26 protein-coding genes are annotated in these 23,985 nt (G+C 65.8%); 17 read left to right on the plus strand and 9 right to left on the minus strand.

Features of this window, described 5'->3' with window-relative positions; genetic code table 11:
- Positions 1-93: 93 nt before the first annotated feature.
- Entirely contained in the window at positions 94-1,242 is a 1,149-nt protein-coding gene (locus ACQP1G_RS04010; RefSeq protein ID WP_433198465.1) for an FAD-dependent monooxygenase, read from the minus strand.
- A gap of 92 nt (positions 1,243-1,334) precedes the next feature.
- Between ACQP1G_RS04010 and ACQP1G_RS04015 the strand changes: the two genes are divergently transcribed.
- Positions 1,335-1,904 carry a TetR/AcrR family transcriptional regulator gene (locus ACQP1G_RS04015; protein WP_433198467.1) on the plus strand — a complete coding sequence of 190 codons (570 nt, stop codon included), beginning with the start codon at positions 1,335-1,337 and terminating at the stop codon, positions 1,902-1,904.
- A 121-nt stretch (positions 1,905-2,025) separates the two neighbouring features.
- Complete coding sequence (locus ACQP1G_RS04020; RefSeq protein ID WP_433198468.1) at positions 2,026-2,817, plus strand: DeoR/GlpR family DNA-binding transcription regulator; 792 nt, start codon at positions 2,026-2,028, stop codon at positions 2,815-2,817.
- Between the two features lie 61 nt (positions 2,818-2,878).
- Here ACQP1G_RS04020 and ACQP1G_RS04025 read toward each other — a convergent pair whose 3' ends face one another.
- The 3 genes from ACQP1G_RS04025 to pnuC form a co-directional block, all read right to left on the minus strand.
- On the minus strand, positions 2,879-3,889 hold the full coding sequence (locus ACQP1G_RS04025; protein ID WP_433198470.1) for a sigma-70 family RNA polymerase sigma factor: 1,011 nt from the start codon (positions 3,887-3,889) through the stop codon (positions 2,879-2,881).
- The gene (locus tag ACQP1G_RS04030; protein ID WP_433198472.1) at positions 3,886-5,544 is read right to left on the minus strand and encodes a DHA2 family efflux MFS transporter permease subunit; all 1,659 of its coding nucleotides are present in this window, start codon (positions 5,542-5,544) and stop codon (positions 3,886-3,888) included. Before ACQP1G_RS04030 ends, ACQP1G_RS04025 begins: the two co-directional genes overlap by 4 nt.
- Before the next feature lie 89 nt (positions 5,545-5,633).
- A complete protein-coding gene (pnuC, locus tag ACQP1G_RS04035) occupies positions 5,634-6,362 on the minus strand; it encodes a nicotinamide riboside transporter PnuC (RefSeq protein WP_433198474.1) in 729 nt (242 codons plus the stop codon).
- 292 nt (positions 6,363-6,654) lie between these two features.
- On the opposite strand from pnuC, the gene ACQP1G_RS04040 reads away from it, so the two are divergent.
- The 4 genes from ACQP1G_RS04040 to ACQP1G_RS04055 all read left to right on the plus strand — a co-directional run bounded on the left by ACQP1G_RS04040 (position 6,655) and on the right by ACQP1G_RS04055 (position 10,541).
- Entirely contained in the window at positions 6,655-7,467 is an 813-nt protein-coding gene (locus tag ACQP1G_RS04040) for an ABC transporter ATP-binding protein (protein ID WP_433198476.1), read from the plus strand.
- Between the two features lie 185 nt (positions 7,468-7,652).
- Entirely contained in the window at positions 7,653-8,402 is a 750-nt protein-coding gene (locus ACQP1G_RS04045; protein WP_433198478.1) for an ABC transporter permease, read from the plus strand.
- A 232-nt stretch (positions 8,403-8,634) separates the two neighbouring features.
- On the plus strand, positions 8,635-9,372 hold the full coding sequence (locus ACQP1G_RS04050) for an ABC transporter permease (RefSeq protein ID WP_433208128.1): 738 nt from the start codon (positions 8,635-8,637) through the stop codon (positions 9,370-9,372).
- 77 nt (positions 9,373-9,449) lie between these two features.
- A complete protein-coding gene (locus tag ACQP1G_RS04055; RefSeq protein WP_433198480.1) occupies positions 9,450-10,541 on the plus strand; it encodes an ABC transporter substrate-binding protein in 1,092 nt (363 codons plus the stop codon).
- Between the two features lie 9 nt (positions 10,542-10,550).
- Here ACQP1G_RS04055 and ACQP1G_RS04060 read toward each other — a convergent pair whose 3' ends face one another.
- Both ACQP1G_RS04060 and ACQP1G_RS04065 read right to left on the minus strand, forming a co-directional pair.
- The gene (locus ACQP1G_RS04060) at positions 10,551-11,591 is read right to left on the minus strand and encodes an XdhC family protein (RefSeq protein WP_433198482.1); all 1,041 of its coding nucleotides are present in this window, start codon (positions 11,589-11,591) and stop codon (positions 10,551-10,553) included.
- A 14-nt stretch (positions 11,592-11,605) separates the two neighbouring features.
- Positions 11,606-12,205, minus strand: a complete 600-nt coding sequence (locus ACQP1G_RS04065; RefSeq protein ID WP_433198484.1) for a nucleotidyltransferase family protein — start codon at positions 12,203-12,205, stop codon at positions 11,606-11,608.
- 141 nt (positions 12,206-12,346) lie between these two features.
- Here ACQP1G_RS04065 and uraD point away from each other — a divergent pair, with 141 nt between their 5' ends.
- From uraD to ACQP1G_RS04085, 4 genes are all read left to right on the plus strand, one after another.
- The gene (uraD, locus tag ACQP1G_RS04070) at positions 12,347-12,850 is read left to right on the plus strand and encodes a 2-oxo-4-hydroxy-4-carboxy-5-ureidoimidazoline decarboxylase (protein ID WP_433198486.1); all 504 of its coding nucleotides are present in this window, start codon (positions 12,347-12,349) and stop codon (positions 12,848-12,850) included.
- A 223-nt stretch (positions 12,851-13,073) separates the two neighbouring features.
- Positions 13,074-13,391: a hydroxyisourate hydrolase gene (uraH, locus tag ACQP1G_RS04075; RefSeq protein ID WP_433198488.1), complete on the plus strand. Its 318-nt coding sequence runs from the start codon at positions 13,074-13,076 to the stop codon at positions 13,389-13,391.
- A 3-nt stretch (positions 13,392-13,394) separates the two neighbouring features.
- Positions 13,395-14,300, plus strand: a complete 906-nt coding sequence (pucL, locus tag ACQP1G_RS04080; RefSeq protein ID WP_433198490.1) for a factor-independent urate hydroxylase — start codon at positions 13,395-13,397, stop codon at positions 14,298-14,300.
- Positions 14,301-14,305: 5 nt separating this feature from the next.
- Positions 14,306-15,667, plus strand: a complete 1,362-nt coding sequence (locus ACQP1G_RS04085) for an 8-oxoguanine deaminase (protein WP_433198492.1) — start codon at positions 14,306-14,308, stop codon at positions 15,665-15,667.
- Positions 15,668-15,788: 121 nt separating this feature from the next.
- Here ACQP1G_RS04085 and ACQP1G_RS04090 read toward each other — a convergent pair whose 3' ends face one another.
- The 3 genes from ACQP1G_RS04090 to ACQP1G_RS04100 all read right to left on the minus strand — a co-directional run bounded on the left by ACQP1G_RS04090 (position 15,789) and on the right by ACQP1G_RS04100 (position 17,202).
- Complete coding sequence (locus ACQP1G_RS04090) at positions 15,789-16,025, minus strand: hypothetical protein (RefSeq protein ID WP_433198494.1); 237 nt, start codon at positions 16,023-16,025, stop codon at positions 15,789-15,791.
- On the minus strand, positions 16,022-16,276 hold the full coding sequence (locus tag ACQP1G_RS04095) for a hypothetical protein (RefSeq protein WP_433198496.1): 255 nt from the start codon (positions 16,274-16,276) through the stop codon (positions 16,022-16,024). The genes ACQP1G_RS04090 and ACQP1G_RS04095 overlap by 4 nt, the downstream gene beginning before the upstream one ends.
- 731 nt (positions 16,277-17,007) lie before the next feature.
- Positions 17,008-17,202 (minus strand): hypothetical protein, encoded by a 195-nt coding sequence (locus ACQP1G_RS04100; RefSeq protein ID WP_433198498.1) that lies wholly within the window; start codon positions 17,200-17,202, stop codon positions 17,008-17,010.
- Between the two features lie 236 nt (positions 17,203-17,438).
- On the opposite strand from ACQP1G_RS04100, the gene ACQP1G_RS04105 reads away from it, so the two are divergent.
- From ACQP1G_RS04105 to ACQP1G_RS04135, 7 genes are all read left to right on the plus strand, one after another.
- Positions 17,439-18,332: a helix-turn-helix domain-containing protein gene (locus ACQP1G_RS04105; protein ID WP_433198500.1), complete on the plus strand. Its 894-nt coding sequence runs from the start codon at positions 17,439-17,441 to the stop codon at positions 18,330-18,332.
- Positions 18,322-18,528, plus strand: coding sequence for a DUF397 domain-containing protein (locus ACQP1G_RS04110; RefSeq protein WP_433198502.1), 207 nt, complete (start codon positions 18,322-18,324; stop codon positions 18,526-18,528). The genes ACQP1G_RS04105 and ACQP1G_RS04110 overlap by 11 nt, the downstream gene beginning before the upstream one ends.
- 448 nt (positions 18,529-18,976) lie before the next feature.
- Positions 18,977-19,183, plus strand: a complete 207-nt coding sequence (locus ACQP1G_RS04115) for a DUF397 domain-containing protein (RefSeq protein ID WP_433198504.1) — start codon at positions 18,977-18,979, stop codon at positions 19,181-19,183.
- 62 nt (positions 19,184-19,245) lie between these two features.
- Positions 19,246-19,452, plus strand: a complete 207-nt coding sequence (locus tag ACQP1G_RS04120) for a DUF397 domain-containing protein (RefSeq protein ID WP_433198506.1) — start codon at positions 19,246-19,248, stop codon at positions 19,450-19,452.
- Between the two features lie 62 nt (positions 19,453-19,514).
- Positions 19,515-19,718 carry a DUF397 domain-containing protein gene (locus ACQP1G_RS04125; RefSeq protein WP_433198508.1) on the plus strand — a complete coding sequence of 68 codons (204 nt, stop codon included), beginning with the start codon at positions 19,515-19,517 and terminating at the stop codon, positions 19,716-19,718.
- Positions 19,719-20,006: 288 nt separating this feature from the next.
- On the plus strand, positions 20,007-20,864 hold the full coding sequence (locus ACQP1G_RS04130) for an FAD binding domain-containing protein (RefSeq protein ID WP_433198510.1): 858 nt from the start codon (positions 20,007-20,009) through the stop codon (positions 20,862-20,864).
- Positions 20,861-23,944 carry a molybdopterin cofactor-binding domain-containing protein gene (locus ACQP1G_RS04135; RefSeq protein WP_433198512.1) on the plus strand — a complete coding sequence of 1,028 codons (3,084 nt, stop codon included), beginning with the start codon at positions 20,861-20,863 and terminating at the stop codon, positions 23,942-23,944. Before ACQP1G_RS04130 ends, ACQP1G_RS04135 begins: the two co-directional genes overlap by 4 nt.
- The last annotated feature ends 41 nt before the right edge of the window (positions 23,945-23,985 follow it).

Here is a 23,985-nt window from a genome sequence, read left to right on the forward strand (position 1 = left end):
TGCTGTGCCCGGCTGCGGATGGTCGTCTCGGCGGGGATCACATGCTGATCGGTGGATTTCACCCGGCGCGTTGCCACCCGGGTGGAGATCCCTTCACGCGGCGTGCCGCAGTCGACTGCGAATCGCCGTGACAGCGGGGAGAAGGCGAGTTGCCGTATTACGCAGTGCGATACCGGCTCTAGTCGCCGGGATGAGCATCGACGCTGCGGTGGCGACACCATTGAGTCGGGGATCGACCAGCACCCGATGCCGGATCTCGTAGCGCCGGAACGCGTCCTCGTGATCTTCGGGTGTGGCGGCCAGTTCCTCGGCCACGGTGTACGCACCGGCGATCGCGAGGGTGGAGCCGTCGCCGAACAGTGACACACAGGACGCGGCGTCTCCGAGCAGCGCGACGCGTCCATCCGACCACCGCGCCAACTCACCCTTGCTGACCGAGTCGAAGAAGAGGTCGTCGGTGTCGCGCACCCGCTCCAGCAGTTCGGGGACGCGCCAGCCCTGATCGGTGAAGGCCTCGATGACGAGCCGCTTGTGCAGTTCGGTATCGCGGTGGTCGAAACCTGGTACGCCTTTGTGCCGGAATATGAATGCTGCCATCGCCTGCCCGTTCGTCGGATGCACCGACAGTGCCCGTCCCGGCGTGTTGTATATGAGCACCTCCCGGTCGCTGCCGAATGGCTCATCGACCCGCACCGTCGCGATGTATATGCCCATATGCCGGATGAACTTCGACTCGTCTCCGAAAGACAAGCGCCGCACCGCGGAATGCAGACCGTCCGCGCCGATGACGAAGTCGAAGCGGCGGGGTCGGGCGTGTTCGAAGGTGACGTCGACGCCGTCGGCGTGCTGGTTCAGCCCGGTGATCGTGTCGCCCCAGAGGAATTCGGCATTGTCGCGGCTGGCGTCGAGCAGGATCGCGGCGAGATCGGCTCGGGGGACCTCGACTTCGCGATCGCCCGCCGATCCCTGGAACGCCTTCAGATCCACTCGGGCGACCCGACGGCCGCTCGCGTTGACGAAACTCAGATGGGACACGGCCGAACTCGCAGCCCGCAGGCGCCCCATGATGCCCATCCGCTCGACCACATCGATGGCGGGTCCCTTCACATCGACCGGATTTCCGCTCGAGCGCTGGCCGGTAGCCCGCTCGACCACGGTGACGTGGAAGCCTCGGTGGGCCAGCCAGTACGCCAGCGTCGATCCACCGATACCCGCGCCGGAGATCAGCACCGTCTCGTTCATGACATCACCTTTCAACTAAGTGGACGAAATTCGTCCGGTTAGCCAGAGGGTACAGTAAATGGAAGGTTTTCGTCCACTTAGTCTGGGAGGTGATGGCCACGGCCGCGCTGAAGAGGGCCGACGCCAGGAACAATCGGGACCAGATCATTGCGGCGACGCTGGTGACGTTCCGCGAGTTGGGTGTCGATGTGCCCATGAAGGAGATCGCCGACCGGGCCGGCGTCGGTGTCGGCACGCTGTACCGGCACTTTCCCGATCGGGATGCGCTGATCACCGAGACCGCACAGTCCTACCTCGCGGATCTGGCGCAGCTGGCGGCCACGGCATTGGCCGAGGAGGGCGCTGCGTGGCCCGCGCTTTCGCGGTTTCTGCACGAATGTGCGCAGCGGCGGGTCGGGGGGCTGGCATCGGCGATCGAACCCAATTTGCATGCCGAGATTCAGGGCGATCCGCGGTTGCGCGAGGTGCGAGGGCGGATTGTCGAACTGGTTTCGCGGATGACCGGACAGGCGCAGAAGGCGGGTGTCATGCGCGCCGATATCGAGCCGGGAGAAGTTGCGGCGCTGATGACCTTGCAGATCTATACCCGAGCCGGTGAATCGTATGCGGCTGCCGTGCATCGGGTCGTCGAGATCGTGCTCGACGGATTGCGGGCGAGGTGATGCGGGTGTCCGGCTTGGCAATCCGGCGACCGAATCTCTACGGTCGGGCAGGTGCCTGTGGTCAGATTGTTCGCGTGCATGGAAAAACAGCAGGTCACCCGCGTGGCTGGGAGGGCGTGAGATGACCGGACCGACGGACCGGCCACAGCGGTGGAATCGACTGCTGGAACTGCTCGCCGACTCCGGGCGGCTCTCGGTAGAAGAGGCCGCCGAACGCCTCGGCGTATCCCCGGCGACGGTGCGCCGCGACTTCACGGCACTGGCCGAACAGCAGTTGGCGACCAGGACCCACGGCGGCGTTGTCGCGACCACGATCGCCTACGACCTGCCCGCCCGCTACCGGCAGGGCGGCGGTGAAGCCAAGCAGCGGATCGCGGAACACGCTGCGGGACTTATCGAACCGAGCGCGGTGGTCGGCATGAACGGCGGCACCACGACCACCGCCGTGGCACGGGCGCTCGCCGGACGGATTGATCTGGTGAACGCGAGCGGAGACCAGCTGACCATCGTCACCAACGCACTCAATATCGCCGGGGAAATGGTCCTGCGACCCCATATGCGCACCATCGTGCTCGGCGGTGTCGCCCGACGCGAATCCTATGAGCTGCACGGACCGCTGGCCGAACGCGCATTGGCCGAACTGCGTTTGGACGCATTGATTCTCGGCGTGAACGCGATCTCCGCCGAGGGCGGCGCGCAGTGTCGCCATATCGACGAGGCCGGTGTGACCACAGAAATGGTTCGCCGCTCCGGCCGAGTCGTGGTCGTCGCCACCGCCGACAAACTCGAGCGTTCGGCCCTGGCCCGCATCTGCGGCATAGACCAGGTCGACGTCCTCGTCACCGACACCGACGCCGATCCCGCCGCAGTAGCAACAATCCGCGCCGCCGGAGTCCGAGTCGACGTCGTCTAACCCACCACGCGGCGGTGGGTATTCCTCGCGGATGGCGTGCGCGGTTTTCGGGTCGCGGATGTCAAAGAGCGGTGGGTAGGCCGAAGTTGGGGAAGAGGGTGGGATCGACGAAAACGGTGATGCGGTCGATCGCTGCCTCGCGCAAGGTGAGGACGTGGATGGAATGCGCACGGAAGATGCCGTTTTCGTCCCGGAGGTAGTAGGCGATGGCGGGCTGGGTATTGGCCGAGGTCGGTATCGCCTGCCACTTATCCGGTGTCGCACCGCACTTGTCGGTGAAGAAAGCGACGACGTGTGCGCGACCGGTGAACCAGACCAGCGCGGGCGGCATCTCGAGCGACACATCATCGCGCAGAAGCTTGGCGAATTCGGCCATATCGGCATTGCCGAACGTGGACATGTACCGGTCGATCATCGCTCGTTCGTCCGGACTCAGGGTCTCCGACACGCGGTCGATCATCGGGGCGTCCTTCTCCAGTTGGGCGCGGGCGCGCTGCAGTGCGCTATTGACTGCGGCGGTGGAGGTTTCGAGTAGATCGGCGACTTCGGCCGCGGACCAGGCGAGCACATCACGCAGGATCAGCACCGCGCGCTGCCGGGCGGGCAGAAACTGCAGTGCCGCGATGAAGGCGAGCCGGATGCCGCTGCGGGCGGCTACCACGGTAGCCGGATCGTCGGCCGAAGTCCCCAGCAGCGCATCGGGAATCGGCTCCAGCCAAGTGATCTCGGGATGCTTCTGCGGACGGGTGATCAGGGTTTCGCTCGGTCCGACCAACCCGGTGGGCAACGCCCGCCGGCCGCGCTGCTCGAGCGCGGTCAGGCAGGCGTTGGTCGCGATCCGATACAGCCAGGTGCGCAGCGACGCGCGGTCTTCATCGAATCGCTCGGCGGCCTTCCAGGCGCGCAGCATGGTCTCCTGCACCAGATCCTCGGCATCGTGAATCGAGCCGAGCATCCGATAGCAATGCGCCAGCAGTTCGGGCCGATAGGGCGCTGTCCTGGCCGCGAAGTCCGTACTGACCGTCATGGGTGCAGAACCTACCGTCGCGCGCCGCGCATCGACGCTGGTCACCGTGTCGTCCCTGCGGAATCCTCGACCATCGCCGAGCTCAGTGCGTCCTGCGGAACTGTCGCCCCCTGTGGACTGGAGGCGCCCTGTGGGCTGGAGGTGCCCTGTGGGCTGGAGGTGCCCTGTGGGCTGGAGGTGCCCTGTGGACTGGAGGTGCCCTGTGGACTGGAGGTGCCCTGTGGACTGGAGGTGCCCTGTGGGCTGGAGGTGTCTTGCGAACTCGACGCCCCCTGCGAACCGGACACCCCCTGCGAACCGGAGGCACCCTGGACAACCGACGCCCTCTGCGCAACCGGCGCCCCCGCCGGAATCAGCAGACCGATAGCGGCACCCGCGAGGGCGAGCAGGGCGGCGGTCCCGATCGCGGCGGCGAACCCGTCACTGAATGCCTGCGCGGAAGCGAACCCGCCCACCGCCGCGAAAATCGCTGCGGGCAAGGCGATTCCGAAGGCGCCGCCGAGCTGGCGCAATGAGTTGTAGGTGCCCGACGCGGCCCCGATCGCGGGCATCGGCACCGCCCGCAGTACGGCGCTCTGCGCCGAGGGGATGGTCATCGAAACGCCGACGCCGGAGATGACGAACGGTGCGATCATCGCCGCATAGGAGAGATCCGGCCCGGCGGTGAGCGCGATCCAGCCGTAGCCGACGGCCTGCAGGACCAGTCCGGCCACGATCAGTGGGCGTTCGCCGAACCTGTTGACCTGTTTGCCCGCGATAGGCGCGACGATGAACAGCGTCACCGTCCACGGGGCCAGCCGCAGCCCAGCGCCCAGCGGACCTTGCTGCTGCACCACCTGTAGGAACTGGGCGAAGAAGAAGGCGCCAGTGAAGATCGTTGCCGTCAGCAGGAATCCGACCGCATTGCCCGCCGAGAAGGCGCGGGATGCGAAGAACCGCATCGGAATCAGCGGTGCGCCCGTGCGCAGCTCCCAGCGGACGAATCCGACCAGCGCTACCGCGCCGACGGCGAATGCCGAAACGACTTCGGCACTGGTCCAACCGGATTCGTTCCCGCGGATCAGACCCCAGACCAGGCCGAACGCGGTAATGCTCACCAGCACGATCCCGACGTAGTCCAATCCGCGTGTCTCGCCGAAGCTTTCGGTGATTCGGGTGCGTACCAATGAGATCAGCGCCGCACCGATCGGCACGTTCAGCCAGAAGATCCACTGCCAGGCCAAGCCCTGCGCCACCGCGCCGCCGACCAATGGTCCGCCGAGCGTGGCCATTCCGGTCGCCGCGGCGAACAGTCCCAGCGCCTTGGTTCGCTGTTCCGGCCGGAATGCGGTGGAGAGCAGGGACAGCGCCAGCGGCATGACGGCGGCGGCGCCGATGCCCTGGGCGGCGCGTGCGCCGATCAGCCAGCCGAGGTTCGGTGCCAGCGCACATGCGGCGGATGCCGCGCTGAACAAGACGAGTCCGACGATGAGCACTTGTCTGCGGCCGTGGCGGTCGCCGAGCGCCGCCCCTGCCATCAGCAGCACCGCGAAACTGAGGTTGTACGCGTTGACAGTCCACTCCAACTCGGCGATCGACGCGTGTAGATCGAGTTGGATCGCGCGCAATGCCGTCGTCACGACCAATGCGTCGAGCACGATCATGAATGCGGCCACGGAGGTCAGCGCCAGAACCCAGCGCTGCCCGACGGTCATATTCATCTCCAGTCCTCCTCCGATGGGGGTTCGGGATACATACCGGCGCGGTCGCGCGGATTCATCGGAGGCGGGAAAGAAGTTTCGGGACTGCGCTATTGGTCGTTCAGGGCGGTGCCGACCGACGTAGGTCGGCCCAGGTCATCGACGGTTGCCGTGGGGCCGGGCGCGGCGGCGGTCCGGCGCAGTGTCCGCACCCAGACCGCGAAGCCCCATGCCACGAAGCCCGCGTAGATCAGATACAGCGTCGCGGACGGGTAATAGCCCGCCTTCAGCAGCAATGGCACGCCGACCAGGTCGACAGCGATCCAGATCAGCCAGAATTCGGCGAGTCCGCGCGCCATCCCATAGGTTGCCAGCATCGATCCGGTGAAGATCCACGCCTCGGCCCACGGTCCGTACGAGCCGATGACGGCGAACAGTTGGGCGAAGGCGGCCGTACCGACCAGCATCGCGGCGACCAGCAACAGCCGCTCTCGCCCACTGGCCCAGCGTGGCACGACACCACGGTGCTCGAGACCGGTTTCGGTACGAGCGTGCCGATACCAACTCCACCACCCGTACGCACTCACCGCGATGAACATCAACTGCCGACCGGCCTGGCCCGCCATATTCAGATGCTGCGGAGTGTTGAAGACCCCACCGACGAAAACAGTGAACAACAAGGCATTACCCGCAACCCCGATCGGCCACGCCCACACCCGCCGCCGCATCCCACCAACCGCGGACGCCAGCCCGAAGCCATTGCCGATGACCTCGCGCCAAAGAATCTCCGAGCCCGCGATATCCAGCTTGGCGTCGAGCAGCGCAAGGAATGGGTTCACCTCCGCTCTAACCCGAATGGATCGCCTTCTCATCCCAACCTCCGAATTCGACGCACCCGGATCCGAATCCAGCACCCGCTGGGCCTCACGCACACCTTCGTGTTCGGGCGACGGCGTTTCGCGCGGCGAGTCGGTGTGTGAGATACGAGACAGATTTGCGAGGCCACGTATTCGCCGCGCAGCCGAGGCGTCGCCCTGAGGCGGTGTGGCGGACGGGCCGCGTAACGATTGCGCAATCTGGGGTGGCGATTCGCAATATCCGTGCAACGACCTGCTCCTAGTGTTTGGAGTCATGAGCACGGCGAGCGGTACCGAGGAGCCCATCGGGGGGACGGGCATCCACATCAGCGGGTTGACGAAGACATTCCGGGTCGGACGGAAGACGGTGCAGGCACTGGATGCGGTGGATCTGCACACCGAACAGGGCGCCTTCCTGTCACTGCTCGGTCCGTCCGGATGCGGTAAATCGACGGTGCTGCGCATCCTGGCCGGACTGGAGACGCCGACGGCGGGTAAGACGCTCATCGACGGTGAGACTCCCGCCCAACTGCGCAGCCGCCATGAACTCGGCATCGCCTTCCAGGATTCGGCGCTGCTGCCTTGGCGGTCGGTGGAATCCAATATCAAGTTGCCGTTGCAGGTCGCGGGCATCTCGCCCGATCCGGCGCTGATCGCGGATCTGGTCGAACTGGTGGGGTTGGAGGGTTTCGAGAAGGCCAAACCGGCGCAGCTCTCCGGCGGTATGCGCCAACGTGTTTCGATTGCGCGAGCCTTGGTCGTCAAGCCGACCGTGCTGCTGCTCGACGAGCCGTTCGGTGCGCTCGACGATATGACCAGGCAGCGACTGAACCTGGAACTGCTGCGGATCTGGACCGAGAAGCCCGCGACCACGCTGATGGTCACCCATGGCATCGCGGAGGCGGTATTCCTCTCCGATGTCGTCGCGGTGATGAGCCCGCGGCCGGGCCGGGTGCTGGAGTTGGTGAAGATCGATCTGCCGCGCCCGCGCACACCGGAGATGATGCGCACCCCGGAATTCCACAAGTTGCACGACTACCTGTCGGAGTTGCTGTTCGGGAAGTCCGGCAAGGGTGGTGTCGCATGAGCGAGTTGTGCGCCTGCCTGGAACGGGCCGTGAGGTGCGGGCATGAATGACAACCGAGAGCCGCGCTCGCATGACCTGACCAGATGCCTGGCCCACGCCCGCCCGGGGTGGCAGCGGGTCGGTCGACATGATCAGCCGCTGCGCGCGGCGATGGTGTGCCGCCGACCCCGACCAGGGGGCGCGTCATGAAACGGATCGGCGGACTGATCGGCGTCCTCGGATTGGTCGCGATCTGGTGGCTGCTGGCCGCGATGGAGGTCGCGGGCGGCACGATCCCCAGTCCGTGGACCGTCCTGCACACCATGTACACCGATGGCTGGGATCTCTACGGTCCCAACTTCCGGATCACCGCGCTGGGCGCGTTCAAGGGATTCGTATGGGGTAACGCACTGGCCATCGGGCTGGCGTTCCTGATCGTGCTGATCCCGTGGATCGAACCGCTGGCGACCCAGTTGGCCATCCTCAGTTACTGCATCCCGCTGCTCGCGCTCGGGCCGATCATTCTGGTGGTCTTCGGCGGGCGCACTCCGACGATCTTCCTCGCGGCGATGTATTGCTTCTTCACCACCATGGTCGGCACGGTCACCGGACTCCGATCGGCCGATGTCACCAGTCTCGATCTGGTGCGCGCCTACGGCGGCGGCCGCTGGCAGCAGCTCTACCGGGTGCAGGCGATCGCGGCGCTGCCGAATATGTTCGCGGCGTTGAAGATTGCCGCGCCCTCCGCTGTGCTGGGCGCGATCATCGGTGAGTACCTGGGCGGTGTCGACAGCGGCATCGGCGTCGCGCTGACCGCCGCCCAGACCGCCTACAACGTGCCACGCACCTGGGGTATGGCGCTGGCCGCCGCCGCACTCGCCGGGCTCGGCTACGCGATCGTCGCGCTGGTCGCTCGCCTCATCGCTCCGTGGACCGCACAGGAGGGTGCTCGATGAGGTTCCTTGAATCACTGACGGATTCGGGTGTGCCCCGTCGCCGGGGTAATGGGGCACGGTGCGGTCGCAGATGGGAGGCAAAGCGATGAGCGCCGAAGGTGCGCCGAAGGGCGTCGTGACGGTCGACGCCGAAGAGAAGTCCGCGCCCCAGCGCAGTGCCGCTGCCGGGACGCTCGATGTCCTGATTCGTATCGGGCGCTTCCTGTTCCCGCTGGTCACCGCGCTATTGCTGATGCTGGTGATCTGGTACGTCTTCCTGAAGGCCTTCCCGCAGGTCGGACCGCGAGTGGGCAAGACGCCGAGCGATGTGTGGAAGTACCTGTTCAACTCCTCCGGCGCGCATACCGCGCGACAGGCGATCGTCGATGATCTGCAGATCACCCTGCGCGATGCGGCCATCGGATTCGGCGTCGGCATGCTGGCGGCGCTCGTCGTGGCCGCGCTGTTCGTCTCGTTCTCCGTGGTCGAGCAGACATTCATGCCGGTCGCCATGCTGTTGCGGTCGGTGCCCCTGGTGGCGCTGACCCCGATCATCGTGCTGGTATTCGGGCGCGGCCTGGCCGGTGTGACGGTGCTCGCGGCGATCGTGGTGTTCTTCCCGGCGCTGGTGATGATCATGGCCGGATTGCGCAACGCGCCGCGTCAGGCCATGGATCTGGTGGCCGCGTACGGCGGCTCACGCTGGACCGGACTGCGCATGGTCGCCATTCCCGCCGCCCTGCCCTCGGTCTTCGCCGCTGCCCGAATCTCGGTGCCGGGCGCACTGATCGGCGCATTGCTCGGTGAATGGCTGGGTAGCGGAACGGGGCTGGGTGCCAGCCTGATTCGTGCCATCCCGACGTTCCAGTACAACAAACTGTGGGCCTCGATCGTGATCGTCACCATCGTCTCGGTCCTGCTCTACGCGATCGTCGGCGTCATCGAAAACCTGGTCCTCGCCCGCTTCGGCCCCGAGGCCGGCCGTCGCTGATCGGCAAGTTTTTCGCAAATTAATGCTCGGAACGCGAAAGTAAAGAAATTGAAACGGAATCCCCTTAGATTCGGCCCATGACCCCCGTGCAACGCTCTTCGTTCGGGCCGAACCTGAACCGGCGATCCCTGTTTCGTTACTCCGCGCTGGCTGGCGCCGCATTGGGCGGTGCGAGCCTGCTTGCCGCATGTGGCGATGATTCGAAAGACTCGTCGGGCGGGTCGGTGGCGGACGGATCCAAGTACGGTTCCGTCGCGATTCAGCTGTCCTGGCTGAAGAACATCGAATTCGCCGGCGAGTACTTCGCCGATTCCAAGGGCTACTACAAGGAGGCCGGGTTCGGCTCGGTGAACCTGATCGCCGGTGGCGCCGCGAGCACCTCGGTCGAGGCGGGCCTCGACACCGGCAAGGTCTGGCTCGGCACCTCGGCGCCGCAGACCACCGCACCCGCGATCCTGGAGGGCCTGCCCGCCAAGATCGTCGCAACCACCTATCAGAAGAACCCTTTCTGCATCGTCAGCTCCGCTGGCAAGCCGATCAAGAACCCGCAGGATATGAAGGGCCGCAAGATCGGTGTGCAGGACACCAACCAGCTCATCTTCAACGCCCTGCTGAGCGCCAACGGCATGAAGCCCGGCGATGTCACCATCGTGCCGGCGCAATACGATCCGACACCACTGGCCAACGGCGAGGTCGACGGCTGGGTCAGCTATGTGACCAATGAGCCGATCACGTTGACCGCCAAGGGATTCGAGAATACGAACTTCCTGTTCGCCGACTACAACCTACCGCTGGTCGCCGAGACCCTGACGGTCAAGCAGTCCACCATCGACAAAGAGCGCGACAAGCTGAAGGCCTTCCTGATCGCCGAGATCAAGGGCTGGAAGGATGCGGTCGCGAATCCGGCCGAATCCGCCCGGCTCGCGGTCGAGGTGTACGGCAAGGACCAGAAGCTGGACCTGTCCGAGCAGACCAAGGAGGCGACCGCGCAGAACGGCCTGGTGGTATCGGCGGATTCGACCGCCAACGGTCTGCTGAGCATGACCGATCAGCTGATCGAGCAGAATATCGCCGCGCTGCGCAACGCCAAGATCGATATCAAGGCCGACCAGCTGTTCGACCTTTCGGTGCTGCGCGAGGTGTACGCCGAGAATCCCGGTCTGAAGTAGCGCCGAAAGCTAGAGCGCCACCGAGGCTTTGGCGGGATAGTTGCCGAATTCCGGTTCGGCATCGGCATTGTCGGTGACCTGCCGCCCGGTCTCATCGGACCGGGCGGCGAGCAGCTCGGCGGCGATCGATACGGCGACCTCGGCGGCGCTGCGCGCCCCGATATCGAGACCGGCGGGGGAGTGCAGGCGGGCGAGTGTCGCGTCGTCGAAGCCGCCTGCCTTCAGGTCTTCGATACGCCGGGTGTGTGCGGACCACGACCCGTTTGCCGCGAGGTAGCCCAGTTCGGGTAGTCGCAGTGCCACGGTGAGCAGCGGGATCTCGAACTTCGGATCGTGCCCGAGTACGACGATCGCGGTGCTGCTATCGATTTCGCCCGCCGCCGCGAGCGTGTTCAGGTACCGGTGCGGCCAGTCGACGACCACCTCGGCGCCGGGAAAGGCGTCGGGGGTTGCGAAGGTGTCGCGGGAGTCGCAAATGGTGACGCGGTAGCCGAGCAATTCGGCCTGCACGGTGAGTGCCGCGGCAAAGGCGTTCGCGCCGAAGATGATCAGTCGCGGCGGTGGCGGGAACGAGGCGACGAATACATCGGATTCGGGTAATGCGACGAGTTCGGTCGCGTGCCGTTTCGGGGTGACCAGGTGCTGCCCGATCAGATCCGGGTCCGGATTCCACACCACGGTGAATACGGTGACCCTGCGGTGCGCGGCGATTTCCGCGGCGACGGTGGGGAATTCGGGAAAGTCGCGGCGCGAGAACGGTTCCACGAAAACATCGACCATGCCGCCGGAGTCGAGCCCGGGCTCGCCCGGAGGCACGCCGAAGCGGTGCAATCCGCGTCTACCGGTGCGCGCGGCCTCGGTGGCCGCCGCGATCACGGTCGTCTCTACGGTGCCGCCGAGTACCGAACCGTAGACCGCGCCATTGGCATCTACCAGGATGGATGTGCCGACCGGCAGCGGTCCGGAACCGACAGTGCGCACAATGGTGGCCACGCCGCCGATCCGGCCGGAATGCCATACCCGCAATAGGTCGTCGACGATGTCGCGCATCTGTTCAGCTCCGCTCACCCGTGCGGCGTGGCCGGGAAGTCACGATCGTCGCCTGTCGCCAAATCGTCGCACGTGACGCACACCATATCGTTATTACCGGCTAAATAGGTGCGGGCGCCGGAATCTCTTACGGCAGCTTGATAGACCGAGGTCCAATGCTTATTGGACATCACAACGGGGTGCCCCGGTGTGGTGTGGAACACAGCGCGTGCCAGGCCGGTCGGTGCGGCGAAGGCCGCGGCGGTGACCCTGGCGACGACATCGGAGCCGACGTCCGGGGTATCCACCGGCATGATCGCGACGTACTCGGCCGGCGTGCGTGCGGCGGCCCGCAGCCCCGCCCGCAGCGAGGCGCCGAGCCCGGTCGCCCAGTCCGCCGCCCACACATAATCGGTGCCCTCGGGTAGGTCGACGGCCGTCGGTGCCGGTCCGGTTGCGCCGAGCACGACGATCACCGGATCGCAGCCGCCACCGCGCAGCGCCGCTACCGCGGACCGCAGCCAGGCACCGCCCTCGGCCAGCGCTTTGGGCATCCCGTAGCGCGTTCCGGCGCCCGCGGCCAGGACGATGCCCGCGCAGACCGGATCGGGCGCTTCGCCGTCGGATGCCACCATGAGCATGACGGTAGTCCCGCCGCGTAGCCGATGGGTTACGGAAAGGTGGTGTGACGTCGACGAACCGGGGCGTGCGACACGCCGGAGGTGATCTACCCCGTTCGACTGGCGGCCGGGGTGGTCGTATTCGATGCTGGTTCGATGACAGACGACCGGGTTGGCCTCGCGGGATTCAACGCGCTGTCCGAGACGGCGGCCGTCGCGGCCTTGCTCGCGTGTTGCTCGTCGCCGGTCTGGGCTCGGTCGCTGGTCGCCGGGCGGCCGTACGCCGGTGTCGACGCGGTATTCGACGCGGCCGATGGGGTGCTGGCGGAGTTGTCCAAGGACGAGGTCGATCGCGCGCTCGATGGGCATCCGCGCATCGGCGCCCGGCCCGATACCGCGGCATCGGCGCGTGAGCAGGCCGGAGTGACCGGGGCGCAGGACGCGGTGCGGGCCGGGCTTGTCGAGGGCAATCTGGCCTATGAGGAGAAGTTCGGCCATATCTACCTGGTGTGCGCGACCGGTAAGTCCGGGGCGGAGTTGCTCGAGTTGCTCACCACCCGGCTCGGTAATGATCCGAAGACCGAAAGGCGGGTTATGCGAGCGGAATTGGCGAAGATCAATCGGATTCGGCTGGGCCGACTGCTCGGCGAGCCCGCATGAGCGAGCGCGGCGAGTCGGCCTTGGGTGCAGTCATGGCGGGACCGAGCACTGGTGAGGTGGATGCATGAGTGAGCGCAGCGAGCGAGCGATAGGCGCCGCTACGAGCCTGGTCATGGGGGACCGAGCGCTGGTGAGGTGGATGCATGAGTGAGCGCAGCGAGCGAGCGATAGGCGCCGCTACGAGCCTGGTCATGGCGGGACCGAGCGCTGGTGGGGTGGAGCCATGAGCACGCTGAGCACGCATGTGCTCGATGCCGTCGCAGGTGCGCCCGCGGCCGGAATCGCGGTGGTGCTCTATCGAGACGCCGCGGTGCTCGGTGCGGGAACCACCGACGGCGATGGCCGCATCACCTCGCTCGGCGCGGCATTGCCGTCGGGAACATATCGGCTGGTGTTCGATACCGGCGCCTATTTCGCGCAGCGCCGGATCGAATCGTTCTATCCGGAGGTCTCTGTCACGTTCGTCGTCATCGAGGAGCGGCACTACCACGTTCCGTTGTTGTTGTCGCCCTTCGCCTTTTCCACCTATCGAGGGAGCTGAGCCATGGAGCTGACCGGGCCGATCGTGCTGTCGGACAACCGATACGGCAAGGCGGAGAACCGCATCGTCCGGATCTACCGCGACGATGCGCGCCACGAGATCCGCGATGTGAACGTATCCACCGTGCTGCGTGGCGATTTCGCCGACGCCTACGTCAGCGGTGATCAATCGAAGGTGCTGCCGACCGATACCCAGAAGCAGACCGCATACGCGTACGCGAAAAAGCCGGGGCTGCAACCCATCGAGGACTACGCACTGGCGCTGGCCGCGCATTTCGTCGACGGGACCGATCCGGTGCACAGTGCGCGCATCGAGGTCGAGGAGTATGCCTGGCAGCGGGTGACCGTCGATGGCAGCGAGCACGACTACACCTGGGTGCGAAAAGGACCCGAGGTGCGGACCGCGACGGTCACCGTCGCGGGCAAGGGCGACCAGCAGCGGGCCTGGGTCATCGGCGGGGTCAAGGATCTGGTGATCCTCAAGTCGACCGGTTCGGAGTTCGCCGACTTCCTCACCGACGAATTCACTGTGCTCGCACCGACCCGCGACCGGATGCTCGCGACCTCGCTCGTCGCGCAATGGCGCTTCGCCAGCACGACCGGGGTGGACTGGGACACGGTCTACGCGGGCGTCCGGCAGCGGATGGTCGAGGTCTTCGCGACGCAGCATTCGAAGGCACTGCAGCAGACGCTGTTCGAGATGGGCAAGGCCGCGCTCGCGGCCTATCCGGTGCTCGCAGAGATCCGGCTGGCCGCCCCGAATAAGCATCATTTCGACTACGACCTGGGCCGATTCGGTATCGAGAACCACGGCGAGGTCTACCACGCCGATGATCGTCCCTACGGACTCATCCACGCGACTGTGCGGCGGGAAGATGCCCCGGAAGCCGGCCCGGCATGGTTACCGTAGGCGCCATGACGACAACGACGGTCATCGATGGGTGCGCCGTGGCGACCGTCGACCCGAACGGCACCGAATACCGCCGCGGTTATGTCACGGTCCTCGACAACCGGATCACGGCCGTCGGTGCGGGCGATGCGCCCGATCTCGGCGCTGATGTGCACCGGATCGATGGCCGGGGCTGCCTGCTCACGCCGGGCCTGGTGAATTCCCATCATCATCTCTACCAATGGGTCACCCGGGGTCTGGCGGCGGACAACACCCTGTTCGAATGGCTCACCACCCTCTACCCGATCTGGGCGGGCATCGATGACGATGCGGTCCGCGTCGCCGCGACCGGCGCGCTCGCCGCATTAGCGCGGACCGGTTGCACCACAACTACCGACCACCACTACGTGTTTCCGCGCGCGGGCGGCGACCTGCTCGGCGCGGAGATCGCCGCGGCCACCGAGGTCGGGTTGCGCTTCCAGCCGTGCCGCGGCTCGATGGATCTCGGACAGAGCTCGGGCGGGCTGCCACCGGACGATGTGGTGGAAACCCTCGACGCCATCCTTGCCGCGAGCGCGGATGCCGTTGCGCGCTGGCATGATCCGTCCTTCGACTCGATGCTGCGGATCGCACTCGCACCCTGTTCGCCGTTTTCGGTGACGACGGAGCTGTTGCGTGAATCCGCCGGGCTGGCACGTGATCTCGGTGTTCGCCTGCATACGCACCTGGCCGAGACAGTCGACGAGCAGGAGTTCTGCGCGGAGAAATTCGGCTGCACACCGGCGCAGTACATGGAGCAGTTGGGCTGGCTCGGCCCGGACGTCTGGTACGCGCACGGCATCCACCTCGATGACGAAGCCATCGGCGCCATGGCGAAAACCGGTACCGGAGTGGCGCACTGCCCCACCTCGAACGCACGTATCGGCGCGGGTATCGCGCGCACCGCGGATCTGGTCGCCGCCGGAGTGCCGGTCGGACTCGGCGTGGACGGTGCGGCGAGTAATGAATCCAGTTCGATGATCGAGGAGCCACGCAGCGCGCTGCTGTACGCCCGCGCCATGGGTGGACCACGCGCGATCAGTACCCGAACGGCGTTGGCGCTGGCCACCATTGGCGGTGCGCGGGTACTCGGGCGCGATGCCGAGATCGGTTCGATCGAACCGGGCAAGCTCGCCGATCTCGCGCTGTGGCGGCTCGATACTCCGGCGCACGCGGGCATCGACGATCCGGTGACCGCGTTGATTCTCGGCTCGGCGCCGCCGCTGGCAGCATTGATCATCAACGGGCGCATAGTCGTTCGCGATGGCGAGGTGCGCACAGTCGACGAGGAGAAGGTCGGTGGCGAGGTCGCTCGGGCACAGGCCGCGCTCGTCGCGAAGGCCGGATAGCGCACTGTCGTAATCCACTCACCCCATTCGGTCTGCTCGACTTCGAAATCCAGACCGAGTTGTTCGTCATTCCCCACGCCTTCGTTTTCGGTCGTCGCAATCCGCAGGTCAGCGTCTGACCTCATGGGCCAAGATAGAGACGTTCGCAGGGGAGGCGCGGGTAGCGGCTGGTGTCGCCGAGGTCGATCGTGACGGCATCGGCGTAGTGCTCCCGCTGGTGCTGCTGGACGAAGACGAGCGCAGCTGTCATACACGCGGTGTAGTCCAGCCGGACGCCGTGTAGGAATATGCTCAGGTGTACGTCCGGGTCACCGGGCATCGGTGAAAGGTCGTGTCGCTCAGGGATTTGTGGGCTCATGATCCCTCGGTATCGCGCACGTCGGTGGCGACGACCGGTATCGCGTCGGCTTTGTCGAGATCGGCGTCCGAATCGCAAACCCAGCCGTCCTCGCCGACCGGCATCAGGAACCCGTCCGCGCCCTGGTAGATCGGGGCGCTATCGGTGGGGGCCAATTCGATTTTCCGGAGCGTGTCGGTGTGGTAGTCCGCGAGCAGACGCCGGACAGACGGGGCGATTTCCTTTCGCTGGGGCCGCTCGAGCTCGGTCATCGGCGCACAACTCCGATACCGCTCGGTGTGAAATCCGCTCGGTCGGCTACGACCCGCACGCCCACCCATGGACACGGCTCCGGTGTCGGCATGATGCCGTCATGATCGCCTATTCGGCCATCGACAAGCGTCACCATGCACGCGCAGAACCGGGAAGGACATGCTACCGACACCAACTCCCCGGTCTTGCCACTGAAAGTCCCGCACATGGATAACTTTGTCCATGGCCCGCAATCACCTTCAGGCATGAGCGGCCCTCCGCTGTATGGGTGGGTACTGGCCTGAGCAAGCGCGGATCGCATCGACCACCACAAGGCCGGATGGCCGGAATGTGCAGCGGGGTGGTTCGATCCAGCGTCGGAACTCGGTACCGTTGTCGGCGGGAGACGGCAATGCGACGGTGCCACCCGTTTGTACGACCGACACATTGAGCCGGAACATCTCGGCGAACAGGCGCACGTCATCGGGGATGTCCGGCCTGACGAGCAGTGTCCACCGGTGCGAGCGTGGATGTGACAGCACCGGCCCGATATCCGAACCATGTTGTTGCATATGAAATTTCACGGCTTGGCCGAGATGGGCGGGCATGATCAGCGCCCAAACATGTTCGGCCCTCATGATGATGCGGCCGAGATGGGGCGGGTCGATGCTTGCGGGCAGGTCACAGACCCGCCGGTAGAAGTGGCAGCGGGACCGTGGTGTGTCCCCAAAAGGTATGTGGTCCATTGAGTTCAATCCCTTGGGTCGCGGTCGGCGCTGCGGTCGGTGGCTGAGACCGGGACGTCGGCATACTGCGGCAGCGCGCTGGGGTCCCATGCGCGTAGGCCGTCCGCGACAAGTTCGATGAGTTCGACAGGCACGTCGACGGCGAGCGGGACGGGCGGACCAACGAGCGAAGTGCGGTGCGGTAGATCTGGGTTCAACATCGTGACCCCTCAGTACGGCGGCAACTTAGGTGCGCCCGGCCCCTGAGAAAACCATCCTCGATGAGGGAAGTAGGAGAGTTGTTCTCTCCGGGCGCATAACCAGCACACACTTGGTCACCGCGTGAGGGAATCGAATGCTGGGAACCCAAGAAAGACACCTGATTTCCCTGCACACTGCCCACTGAACATGGAACGATTTCCCTCTCTGGGAAATCCGACAACCCCAAGGGGGAACCTTGTCAGACGATGACAGCGGTAGCACACTGCCGCGTCGGCAGCTCGGCCGTCATCTGCGCGACGCCCGCGACGCACTCGGCATGACCCTGATCGAGTCCGCGAAGCTCATGGAGTGGGGCAAGAGCAGTTTGCAGCGCCTCGAAAAGGGACAGATGGAGAAGATCCGAACGCATGACATCCGGCTGTTGTGTGAGCAGTATCAGCTAGGCGCGGAGCGCACTGCGGATCTGATGGCCCTTGCTGAGCAGACGGCGGTCAAGTCGTGGTGGCACGACTATGGGGCGCTGATCACGCCTGCGTTCGATGTGTACATGGGCCTCGAGTCGTCAGCGCACAAGCTCGCTCAGTTCCAGCCATCGGCAGTGCCGGGGCTGCTGCAAACTGCGGATTACGCTCGCTCGCTTGATGTTCTGTACTTCCCGAACGACTCCCCAGAAGAGATCGACCGACGTGTCCAGCTTCGCATTCGTCGTCAAGGGCTTCTCACCCGAAGGAACAAGCCAGCAACCTATACGGCGGTGTTGCATGAATCAGTCCTGCGAACCGTCATCGGATCGCGGAAGGTGATGGCGCCACAACTGCGGCACCTTGCGGACCTCATCAGCCACCCGAATGTCGACATACGCGTACTCCCATTCCGGGCAGGTCTGCCGGTCGGCTTGTCGACCGGTCCGTTCCTCATCCTCGACTTCGATGTGGACAAGAAAGGTAAGCCCGAAGAACCCAGCGTCGTCTACGTAGAGAGCTTCACCGGGGGGATCTTCCTCGAGCGGCTAGCCGACTTGGGAAGGTACCGTGAGGCGTATGGGGTTATCCACCGCGCCGCGCTGGATGTCCAACCCAGCCGAGATCTGTTGCGTGAAGTTGCGAAGGAGTACGAACGTGGGCGTTGACCTGTCCGGGGCGCAGTGGTTCAAAAGTAGCCATAGCGGCGGGGGCCAAGATTGTGTGGAGGTCGCGCACCTCGGCGGCGGCATGGTCGGTGTTCGGGACTCCAAGAATCCGACCGGTCCGGCGCTGGTCTTCACCCCCAGCGAATGGGATGCGTTCGTCGCTGGCGCTCGCGACGGCGAGTTCGACCGCAGGTAACTTCTCGTCGATCAATCACCAGGCCCGGTCCGTCGTGTGCGGATCGGGCCTGTTCGGTCTTTGCAGGGGCGGTGCGCGTTCGATGGGGCGCGGGCCGAGGCGAATGTCCTGATCACCGGACATACGGGGCTATTTCCTTTCGCTAGGACCGCTGGGGCCGCTGGAGCTCGGTCATCGGCGCACAACTCCGATTCCCTTTGCAGCCGGGTTTCCCGAGGGCGTGTCGATGCCGCCGTTTGTCATATTTGACTTCGGCGAGTCACCATCGGGGGAATCGGTGGAGCCTCCCCGCGGTCTTCCCTGAAGGGGCGGTTGGTGATCCATATCTGGAAAACCAGATGACGTGAAGGTTTACCATCAGGCGTATGGGAGCATCCGGCACTGGCTCTCGATGAAGTCGCTAGTAGGAAGGAACCTGCTGAGGCAGGCTGCAAAGGGGAGTACGAGCGTGAGCGTTGACCTGTCTGGAGCCCGGTGGTTCAAGAGCAGCCGGAGCCAGGCTGGGAAGGAATGCGTTGAGGTCGCTCACCTCGACGGTGGTTTGGTCGGCGTCCGGGACTCCAAGAACCCGACTGGTCCCGCGCTGGTCTTCACCCCAAGCGAATGGGACGCGTTCGTCGCTGGCGCTCGCGACGGCGAGTTCGACCGCAGTTAGCGCGTTGGGCGTGCCAGAAAAAGCAAACGCCTGTTGCGGCAGGCAGCGAAGGAGTGCGCACGATGATTAATGACCTGTCCGGAGCGCTCTGGTTCAAGAGCACCCACAGCGCGGGAGGGAGCGACTGTGTCGAAGTCGCGCATCTCGGCGGCGGCATGGTCGGTGTTCGGGACTCCAAGAATCCGTCCGGTCCCGCGCTGGTCTTCACCCCTTCGGAGTGGGATGCGTTTGTCGCTGGCGCTCGCGACGGCGAGTTCGACCGCAGGTAGCGCGTTGGACGTGCCAGAAAAGGCAAACGCCTGTTGCGGCAGGCAGCGAAGGAGTTCCAGCCGTGAGTGAAGACCTGTCCGGGGCGCAGTGGTTCAAGAGTAGCCACAGCAGCGGGGGCCAAGATTGTGTGGAGGTCGCGCACCTCGGCGGCATGGTCGGTGTTCGTGACTCCAAGAATCCGACCGGTGCGGCGCTGGTGTTCACTCCGGCTGAGTGGGATGCGTTTGTCGCTGGCGCTCGCGACGGCGAGTTCGACCGCAGGTAACTTCTCGTCGATCAATCACCAGGCCCGGTCCGTCGTGTGCGGATCGGGCCTGTTCGGTCTTTGCGGGGGCAGTGCGCGTTCGATGGGGCGCGGGCCGAGGCGAATGTCCTGATCAGAGGATATGCCGGATACTGGAACAGCGATGTCTCTGACTGCGCGGCCCGGTGGCTGGGGAAGCGGGTGCTGATTCGGCGGTAACGGCCGCGCAACCTGGGCTGGTTGTCGCGCAATATCGCGGCAACCCGCGACTTCTACTGTGGTGTAGCGGTCTGTGGAGCGAGGTGTGGCGTGGATCTGGACACTATTCGGGGTGTGGTTGTGGCTCGGGAGCGGGCTGACCTGGCTTTTGTAGGTGGGGCGTGTGGGGTGCTGGCCGGGGGGACGTTTTTGTTCTCCGAGCCGCAGGAGGGGTTGGATCGGCTGGTCGATATCACCGGGTTCGGGTGGCCCGCGTTGACGGAGACGCCGGAGGGGTTGGAGATCGCCGCTACCTGCACGTTGGCGGAGTTCGCTGGGGCGGTGCCGGGGCGGGAACTGGGCGCGGAGATGTTGCGGGCCGACTGGCCGGGGACGGCATTGTTCGCGCGGGCGTGCCGGGCGCTGGTCGCCTCACACAAGATCTGGCGGACCGCGACCGTTGGCGGGAATGTGTGTTTGGCCTTGCCTGCGGGTGCGGTGTTGGGTGCGCTGGTGGCGTTGGACGGCGCCGCGCTGGTGTGGTCGCCCGATGGGGGCGATCGGCGGATTCCCCTGCGGGAGTTCGTGCTCGGGCCGGGACGTACTGTGCTCATCTCGGGTGAGGTGTTGCGGTCGATCACCGTTCCGATTCGAAGTCTGCACGCGCGCACCGCGTTCCGGAAGATCGCGCTGGCTCCGCTCGGTCGTTCCGGTGCGGTTGTGATGGGTCGTCGCGAGGCGGACGGCCGGTATGCGGTGACCATAACCGCCGCGACAGCCCGGCCGGTGGTGCTGGATTTCGACGGGACGCCGGGTGATGCCGAGGTGCGGGGCGCGGTGGCGGCCATCGACCCGGCGCTCTGGTTCGACGACCCGCACGGTGCGCCGGATTGGCGTCGGCATATCGCCGGTGTGCTCGCCGGTGCGGTTGCCGCCGAGCTACGCACCGAAGTCGGTGACGGGCAATGAAATTCGAGGTAGACGGTAATTCCGTACAGGCCGAACCACGTCCTGGCCAATGCCTGCGCACCCTATTGCGCGAACAGGGCTATTTCGCGGTGAAGAAGGGTTGTGACGCTGGCGACTGTGGCGCGTGCGCAGTGCAACTCGACGGTATGCCCGTGCACTCGTGCATCATTCCCGCCTACCGCGCCGCAGATCGCACCATCACCACGGCCTCCGGCCTCGGCACCCCCGAGAACCCGCACCCGGTCCAACAACGATTCGTCGACTCCGCCGCCTTCCAATGCGGTTTCTGCACAGCGGGCATGGTGGTTACCGCCGCGGGCCTCGGCTGCGGCAGCCCGACCGCGCCGGAGCCGGGCGCACTGCCGGAGCTGATGAAGGGAAACCTCTGCCGCTGTACCGGTTATCGCGCGATCACCGATGCGCTGACCGGCACGGCTCCCGAGGCGGTAGTCGAGGGCCGATCGACGGGCGGCGATCCGGCTTTGGGCCACCAGTCGGGTGCTGCTTCGGTCGGCGGTGCGGGTTCGGTACCGGGCGTCGAGTCGGGTGCTGCTTCGGTCGGCGGTGCGGGTTCGGCACTGCGCGTCGAGTCGGGTGCTGCTTCGGTCGGCGGTCCGGGTTCGGTACCGGGAGTTGAGTCGGGTGCTGCTTCCGTCGGCGGTGCCGGTTCGGCACTGCGCGTCGAGTCGGGTGCTGCTTCGGTCGGCGGTGCGGGTTCGGTGCCGGGCGTCGAGTCGGGCGCTGTCTCGGCGGGCGAGGTCACTTCAGCGCCGCACGCCGCCTTCGGACCGGCGGGAACCGGCATCGGCGCCCCCGCTGGACCCCGTATCGTCACGGGCACCGAACCGTTCACCTTCGATATCTCCCCGCAGGATGCGGCACCCACTGCGGACGCTTCCGCCGCGCCACCCACGGCCCCACTGCATATCGCGGTCCTACCGAGCCCGCATCCACACGCGCGGATCGTCTCCATCGACATCGCCGAGGCCGAAATGCTGCCGGGCGTCCACGCGGTGCTCACCTACGCCGATGCTCCGGATATCGCGTTTTCGACTGGGCGCCATGAACTTCGAGCCGACGATCCCGACGACACCTATGTGCTCGATCGTACGGTGCGATTTGTCGGACAGCGGGTCGCCGCGGTGGTAGCGGAAAGCATGGATATCGCCCGTGCGGGGTGCCGTGCGTTAGCGGTCGAGTACGAGATCTTGCCCGCGGTCTTCGATCCGGCCGAGGCGCTATTGCCGCACGCGCCGAAACTGCATGGTGACAAACCGGATTCGGCTCGTATCGCCGACGCCGAGCGGAATCTGATCGCCGAGGTGAACGGTGAGGTCGGCGATATCCGGTCTGGTCTGGCCGCGGCGGCGCAGGTGGTCAGTGGGGTGTGGCATTCACCGCGCGGCCAGCATGTACATCTGGAAACCCACGGCGGTATCGGCTGGTTGGACGAGGACGGCAGGCTGGTCATCCGGTGCAGCACCCAGGTGCCGTTCCTGGTTCGCGATGAGCTGTGCCATCTGTTCGGGCTGGCGCGTGATCGCGTGCGGGTCTTCGCCAAGCGGGTCGGCGGCGGGTTCGGGGCCAAGCAGGAGATGCTGGCCGAGGATCTGATCGCGCTGGCGGTGCTGCGAACCGGGCGACCCGTACAGTACGAATTCACCCGGTCCGACGAATTCACCAGCGCCACATGCCGTCATCCGATGCGGGTGGCGGTCACCGCGGGCGCGGATGCCGACGGCTTGCTGACCGCGCTCTCGATCGACGTGCTCGCCGATGCCGGTGCGTACGGCAATCACAGTGCTGGCGTCATGTTCCACGGCGTCGGCGAATCCGTCGAGGTATACCGCTGCGCCAATAAGCGCGTCCAGGCGAAAACGGTCTACACCAACAACGTTCCCTCCGGCGCGTTCCGTGGCTACGGCCTCGGGCAGATCATCTTCGGCGTCGAGTCGGCCATGGACGAACTGGCGCGCGCACTCGGCATCGACGCGTTCGAATTCCGCCGACGCAATGTGGTGGTGCCTGGCGACCTGTTCGTCGGCGCCGAAATCGACCAGGGCGATCTGGAATTCGGCAGTTACGGCCTCGATCAATGTCTCGACCAGGCCGAGCGAGCCATACTGCGCGGCAATGGAGTTCCCGCACCGGGTCCGGACTGGCGGGTGGGCACCGGCATGGCGCTGGCCATGATCGCCACCATCCCGCCGCGCGGCCACCGCGCCGAGGCCGCCGCCGTTCTGCTTCCCGACGGACGCTACGAGATCCGGGTCGGCACAGTGGAATTCGGCAATGGCACGACAACGGTGCTCGCCCAGCTCGCGGCGACGGCCTTACACACCGATGTGCGTCGCATCGTGATTCGCCAGTCGGACACCGATGTCGTCGGCCACGACACCGGAGCTTTCGGGTCCACCGGAATTACGGTCGCGGGCAAGGCCTGCTACGCCGCGGCGGTGGCGTTGTGCGAGCACATCCTGGTCCGCGCGGCGAAGCTGACCGGTCGCGCCGAGACCGAATGTGTCGTGGAATCGGCCGGTGTCCGCTGCGGCGACCGGCTGATCGGTGCCGCCGAACTACTGGCCGACGGCGAGTTGTCCGGTTACGGCGAACATGCGGGCAGCCCGCGTTCGGTCAGCTTCAATGTGCAGGCGTTCCGGGTCGCGGTGCAGCCGGAGACCGGGTCGGTGCGCATCTTGCAGTCCGTCCAGACCGCCGATGCGGGCACGGTGCTCAATCCGGTGCAGTGCCGCGGCCAGGTGGAGGGCGGCGTCGCGCAGGCCATCGGCACCGCGCTCTACGAGGACATGCGCTCCGAACAGGGTGTGGTCACCACACGGACGCTGCGGCACTACCACATCCCGCAGCTCGCCGACCTGCCGCGCACCGAGGTCCATTTCGCCGAAACCGCCGATGACCTGGGCCCCCTCGGTGCCAAGTCGATGAGCGAATCGCCGTACAACCCGGTCGCCCCCGCGTTGGCGAATGCCATCCGCGATGCTGTCGGGGTACGACAGACCCGTTTGCCGATGACGGCGGATCGGATCTGGCGAGCCCTTCAGGAAGGAGATCAGGGGTGAGTTCCCAGCGACGTGAGCATCAGGCCCGGAGGAGGCAGCTT

Source organism: Nocardia sp. CA-107356, assembly GCF_050946365.1.
Taxonomy (GTDB): Bacteria; Actinomycetota; Actinomycetes; order Mycobacteriales; family Mycobacteriaceae; genus Nocardia.

Bases quoted from the DNA above. Each gene is read 5' to 3' on its own strand.
- ACQP1G_RS04010 (WP_433198465.1), bottom strand. From the start codon at position 1,242: ATGAACGAGACGGTGCTGATCTCCGGCGCGGGTATCGGTGGATCGACG.
- ACQP1G_RS04015 (WP_433198467.1), top strand. From the start codon at position 1,335: ATGGCCACGGCCGCGCTGAAGAGGGCCGACGCCAGGAACAATCGGGAC.
- ACQP1G_RS04020 (WP_433198468.1), top strand. From the start codon at position 2,026: ATGACCGGACCGACGGACCGGCCACAGCGGTGGAATCGACTGCTGGAA.
- ACQP1G_RS04030 (WP_433198472.1), bottom strand. From the start codon at position 5,544: ATGAATATGACCGTCGGGCAGCGCTGGGTTCTGGCGCTGACCTCCGTG.
- ACQP1G_RS04040 (WP_433198476.1), top strand. From the start codon at position 6,655: ATGAGCACGGCGAGCGGTACCGAGGAGCCCATCGGGGGGACGGGCATC.
- ACQP1G_RS04045 (WP_433198478.1), top strand. From the start codon at position 7,653: ATGAAACGGATCGGCGGACTGATCGGCGTCCTCGGATTGGTCGCGATC.
- ACQP1G_RS04050 (WP_433208128.1), top strand. From the start codon at position 8,635: ATGCTGGTGATCTGGTACGTCTTCCTGAAGGCCTTCCCGCAGGTCGGA.
- ACQP1G_RS04055 (WP_433198480.1), top strand. From the start codon at position 9,450: ATGACCCCCGTGCAACGCTCTTCGTTCGGGCCGAACCTGAACCGGCGA.
- ACQP1G_RS04060 (WP_433198482.1), bottom strand. From the start codon at position 11,591: ATGCGCGACATCGTCGACGACCTATTGCGGGTATGGCATTCCGGCCGG.
- ACQP1G_RS04065 (WP_433198484.1), bottom strand. From the start codon at position 12,205: ATGGTGGCATCCGACGGCGAAGCGCCCGATCCGGTCTGCGCGGGCATC.
- uraD (WP_433198486.1), top strand. From the start codon at position 12,347: ATGACAGACGACCGGGTTGGCCTCGCGGGATTCAACGCGCTGTCCGAG.
- uraH (WP_433198488.1), top strand. From the start codon at position 13,074: ATGAGCACGCTGAGCACGCATGTGCTCGATGCCGTCGCAGGTGCGCCC.
- pucL (WP_433198490.1), top strand. From the start codon at position 13,395: ATGGAGCTGACCGGGCCGATCGTGCTGTCGGACAACCGATACGGCAAG.
- ACQP1G_RS04085 (WP_433198492.1), top strand. From the start codon at position 14,306: ATGACGACAACGACGGTCATCGATGGGTGCGCCGTGGCGACCGTCGAC.
- ACQP1G_RS04090 (WP_433198494.1), bottom strand. From the start codon at position 16,025: ATGAGCCCACAAATCCCTGAGCGACACGACCTTTCACCGATGCCCGGT.
- ACQP1G_RS04095 (WP_433198496.1), bottom strand. From the start codon at position 16,276: ATGACCGAGCTCGAGCGGCCCCAGCGAAAGGAAATCGCCCCGTCTGTC.
- ACQP1G_RS04100 (WP_433198498.1), bottom strand. From the start codon at position 17,202: ATGTTGAACCCAGATCTACCGCACCGCACTTCGCTCGTTGGTCCGCCC.
- ACQP1G_RS04120 (WP_433198506.1), top strand. From the start codon at position 19,246: ATGATTAATGACCTGTCCGGAGCGCTCTGGTTCAAGAGCACCCACAGC.
- ACQP1G_RS04135 (WP_433198512.1), top strand. From the start codon at position 20,861: ATGAAATTCGAGGTAGACGGTAATTCCGTACAGGCCGAACCACGTCCT.